Here is a 4,375-nt window from a genome sequence, read left to right as displayed (position 1 = left end):
CGTAGCGGTGCTACGTCGAGGATTTGTCGACGATGAGAGGACAGCGCAGATGTGTGAAGATGGGCGGCTGAATTTATCAGTGATTCCTTAGCTATAGGAAGTCAATATGAAAGGAAAGCCCACCGCCACCCATCGGATGGTGGTGGGCTTATGCCCTTTAGGAGAGCGGTCAACGTCTGCCAATCGCGCTACGCCTTCGGCTTGCACTCTTGGGACGTTTTCGCATACGAGCCGTTGCCCAATCAGCTTCACCCTTTCAGGGTTCGCTTCTTGGACGGCTCAGCATTACCAGCGACGAGGCACGTAGTTGAAGACCCAATCCATCGTCACAGGCTCATCCCAGAAGCGACCTTTGACGCCCGTCTCTTCATCGACGTGCAGACCGTAGTTCTGGCGGTACGGGCTTTCGATGGAGAAGTGCATGTCGTAAGTGCCCGCGCCGAGCATCTTGACGTTCGCGCCATAGTGCGGGCCGTCGTCCGCATTCATCGGCATGAATACGCCCTCGACGCTCTCGCCCGTCTCACGCTTCGTGAACTTATAGTGAACCGTCAGATACGGAATCCAATCGCCGACGCCAAAGCCCGTGTCGTTGCCTTCCGTTGCGGCGATATCCGTCTCGATGTGGATGTCTGCCTTATCCGGCGAAAGCATCATGCCTGCGGGCAGCATCTCAACCGGCTGGAAGTAGACGAGCGCCACCTTGAAGTGGTTCGCCTCGTTCTCGATCTCATCGCCGATCGGGTACTCCGTGAAGCCCGCTGCCGACGCAGAGCCGCCGAACGTGAAGAGCGACGCCGCTACCGCGCAGACCGCCAGAGCCGACTTGAGTTTCTTGAGCTTGAACATTTTCATAAAACACACTCCTCCGAAAAATGATGTAATGAAATTCCTCTTGGACGTCCTTACCTAATACGTCCTATATAGATGCGGCAATCCGCTGCATCTGCAAACGGAGCGCTTCACTCCGCCTTTGCCAATGACTCTTGAAGCAGCGGTCACGCCGCTTTCGGCTTGCGCTTCTTCGCGTAGACGAGCATCGCCGCGCCGAGGAGCAGCACGAGGAGCTGCGCGCCCATCGTCTCCGCCGTCGGCACGATGCCGAGAAGATCGATCGTCGGCCACCCTTCCAAACGCGTGATGGCGATGACACCGCCCTCCTGCAGCTCCTGGATGCCGCTGCCGACGAAAGTGACAGCCAGCAGGAACATCAAGCCGCTCGTGAAGAGGAAGAACGGCCGCAGGGGGATCTTCAAGACGCCGTGCTGCATACCGTAGAAAATCAAAGCCAGCGTGACGCAGCCTGCGCCGAAGCCCGACCAGATCATCGTGACGTCGGCAGCCGCGTTATTGAAGAGCGCCTGATAGAAGAGGATGACCTCCGCGCCCTCGCGATAGACGGCGAGAAACGCCGCCATGCCCAATGCCCGAGCGGTACCGTGCGTGATGGATTCCTTCACGAGTCCGTCGATATACTGCTTCCAGTTGTCCTTATTCGCCTTGCCGCCGAGCCATGCGCTCGTCAAGAGCAGGACGACGACGGCGAAGAGCGCAGTCGCGCCCTCAAGCACCTCGCGGCTCATGCCGCCCGTCGTATTGTTCAAAATCGTATTGAACAAGTACGCCGAAATGAAACTCGCGACGACCGCTGCAATCGAGAAGTTGTAGACCGTGCCGAGATGCTTTTCATCCTTCGCGCGCTTGAGATAGGCGATGATCGCTACAAGCACGAGAATCGCTTCCAAACCTTCTCGAAGAAGAATCAGATACGCGGGCAGGAACGCCGCCCATCCCGTGCCGCTATGCGCATTTTCAAGCGCCTTGACATTGTCATTGACCATCGACTTGAGCTTTTCGGCTTCTTGACGCACCGTATCCATGCTCTCGCCGTTCTTCATGCTCTTCTTGACCTTGTAAAACTGGTACTCGGTCAAGTTCGCTTCCTTGCCGGAAACGGATGTGCTCAAAACTTTTTCCAGCCCATCCTTCTCATAAATGCCATAGTACGAAGCATTTATGAGATCCCTCGCTCCCTCGTAATCGCCCGTTTCGTAGACGGCAACCGCTTGGTCGACCACCTGCGCGATGCGGTCCGCGACTTCCTGCCACTTCGGCGACGCTTCTGTGACAGGCACAGTGAAGAGCAGGAGTGCCATACAAAGAAATAAAATCTTTTTCAAAACTTTCACCTTCCTTTTGGAAAGCTCCTATATGATTTCCATGAAACGCCGTCCTTTACGTCGGCGGCGTTTGCCCCTTCGCGCGAAGCTCTCTGAGGAACAGTTCCTTATTCACGCGGATGCGCTTGTTCTCGTCGTCCTCGTAAGCATGGCTGCCCGAGCCGTCGAACGGAAAGCGCAGGAGGCGCTTCGTTTTCATCGGATGTCCGTTCGTATCGAGTGCAGGCTCGAACTTGAAGCTCTGAATCGCGTTCAAAACAAGCTGGTTGACGACCGTACGGCCCGAACCTTGCGTAAAGCGATAGCCTGTGATCTTGCCTTGCTCATCGATACTCACAAGGATGCCGACCGTACCGCGAAAGTCCGTGCCGCGCGTATCGGGCGTATTGCCCGACGCGATCAAGACGCCGACCGCCTGCGAAGGAGGCGCCGGCGGCAGGATATCCTTGCCGTCCTCGCCGCTCTTCTTCGCCTCTTCCTCCTGCTTCTGCAGCTCCGCCACCGCCTCGTCCAACTCGGCGGCTTCCGTCGGCGACGTCTCCGTCGGGATGACATCTTCGGGCGGCGTCTCCACAGGCGGCGTCTCAGGCTTCGGCGGTTCGGGCGGTTCCGGCTTCGGCGGATCGGGCTTCTTCTCTTCCATCTCGCCCGAAGAGCCTTCTTCCGGGAGATCTACGACCTCCATCTCCTGCACCGCCAAGGGATCGCCCTCGAAATCGAGCAGAGGCAACGCCAGAGCCAGACCGAGCCAGACGAAGAAGTGCAGGAAGATCGCTGCGACGACCGTCGTGCGCCAGTAGCTCTTGAACCGCATCTCACTGCCTCCCCGCCGCCGTCTCCGTCGCGATCGAAACATGCTTCGCGCCCGAACGCTTCAAGAGATCGAGCACAAGCACGACAGCTTCATAATCCGCTTTCTTATCGCCGCGCAGCACAAACACCGTATCGGGGTCGCTCTCCAAAGACGCTTTCACCTTACCCGCCAAATCCTCGTTCGGCAGTTCGTCCTTGTCGTAAAGCACATCGCCCTTCTCCGTCACCGTAATCGGCACGATGTTCGGGCGCGTCTCCATCTTCCCCGCAGCCGCCTGCGGCAACGCGACCTGCACCGTATTCGTCTGCACCATGTAAATCGTACTGATCATGAAGAACACGAGCAAAAAAAGCATAATGTCGATCATCGGAATGATCATGACGAGCGGCTCTTTCGTAACACGAAAATCACGCCGCATGGCCATCCTCCCCCGTCTTCTTCAAGGCGTTCCGCACGGCGGTAGCCGCCTTGTCGAGCATAGCGAGCATCTCATCGAGCTTCTGCACGAAATACGTATGCACGATGAGCGAAAAAATCGCCACGCAAAGCCCCGTCGCCGTCGCGATCAGCGCCTCGCCGATGCCGCCTGTGATGGCAAGCGGCTCGCCCGCCCGCACGCTGAAGATACTGAACGACTCGATCATGCCCGAGATCGTACCGAGAAGCCCCAAAAGCGGCGCCATCGTCACGATCATCGACAGATAGTTGAGCCTTTCCCTCAGACGCATCGCCATATCGGCGTACGCCGTGTCGAGCGCAAGCGTCAAGTCGTCGCCCGCCGCCGCCGCACGCACGCCGATCTCGGCGATGTACGCGGGCGCCGTGTTCTCCACGCGGCATACCTCCGCCGCCTGTTTCAGATCGTTCCCCTTGAGAAGCTCCGGCAGCTTCGCTACGAAATCGCTCGCCCCCCTGCCCGCCTGACGGTAGAAACGAAAGCGCTCGATGGCAATGACCGCAACAGCGATCGAGCAAGCGAGAAGGGCGAACATGACAGGACCGCCCTTTTGAAATAATTCCCACGTATTTTCCACAAAAGCATCTCCTTCAAAGGATTGTCCGTTAAATAAACTGATGAGAGCAGTTATTTATATCACGTTTGTGAGTATATCACAGACTGCGTTAGAATTCAATATGAAAATGAAATTTGTTCATATTTGACAAAGATTCATTTCTTTCCTCTTTCGGATAAGACTGAATGCGATCCTCTGAATCGCTTGAAAAGCTGCGTTCTTTTCGATACAATTGTACCGATGAAAGCCATGTGAATTCAAACGCCCTGCTATAATACGGAAAGTCCAACAACCGTGGCAGAGCGCTACAATGGGGAGAGGAGATTTTCCATGCAAAAGATACTTTTTGTCTGCCACGGCAACATCTG

General features: G+C 56.5%; 6 protein-coding genes. All 6 read right to left on the bottom strand.

What is annotated here, in order from left to right; genetic code table 11:
* Positions 1 to 285 precede the first annotated feature (285 nt).
* A complete protein-coding gene (locus ACTTKG_RS09380) occupies positions 286 to 855 on the bottom strand; it encodes an iron transporter (protein WP_442673943.1) in 570 nt (189 codons plus the stop codon).
* 143 nt (positions 856 to 998) lie between these two features.
* Positions 999 to 2,180, bottom strand: a complete 1,182-nt coding sequence (locus tag ACTTKG_RS09375) for an FTR1 family iron permease (RefSeq protein WP_442673942.1) — start codon at positions 2,178 to 2,180, stop codon at positions 999 to 1,001.
* A gap of 55 nt (positions 2,181 to 2,235) precedes the next feature.
* A complete protein-coding gene (locus ACTTKG_RS09370; protein ID WP_442673941.1) occupies positions 2,236 to 2,994 on the bottom strand; it encodes an energy transducer TonB in 759 nt (252 codons plus the stop codon).
* Between the two features lies 1 nt (position 2,995).
* Entirely contained in the window at positions 2,996 to 3,412 is a 417-nt protein-coding gene (locus ACTTKG_RS09365; RefSeq protein WP_442673940.1) for an ExbD/TolR family protein, read from the bottom strand.
* Positions 3,402 to 4,028, bottom strand: a complete 627-nt coding sequence (locus ACTTKG_RS09360) for a MotA/TolQ/ExbB proton channel family protein (protein ID WP_442673939.1) — start codon at positions 4,026 to 4,028, stop codon at positions 3,402 to 3,404. The genes ACTTKG_RS09365 and ACTTKG_RS09360 overlap by 11 nt, the downstream gene beginning before the upstream one ends.
* Positions 4,029 to 4,145: 117 nt before the next feature.
* The coding region (locus ACTTKG_RS09355) for a hypothetical protein (protein WP_442673938.1) at positions 4,146 to 4,375 on the bottom strand (230 nt) is incomplete at its 5' end.

Source organism: Selenomonas sp. (genome assembly GCF_052169755.1).
GTDB lineage: Bacteria > Bacillota > Negativicutes > Selenomonadales > Selenomonadaceae > Selenomonas.
Note: the sequence above shows the minus strand (reverse complement) of the source record. Positions and strands in the feature narration are given on the sequence as shown.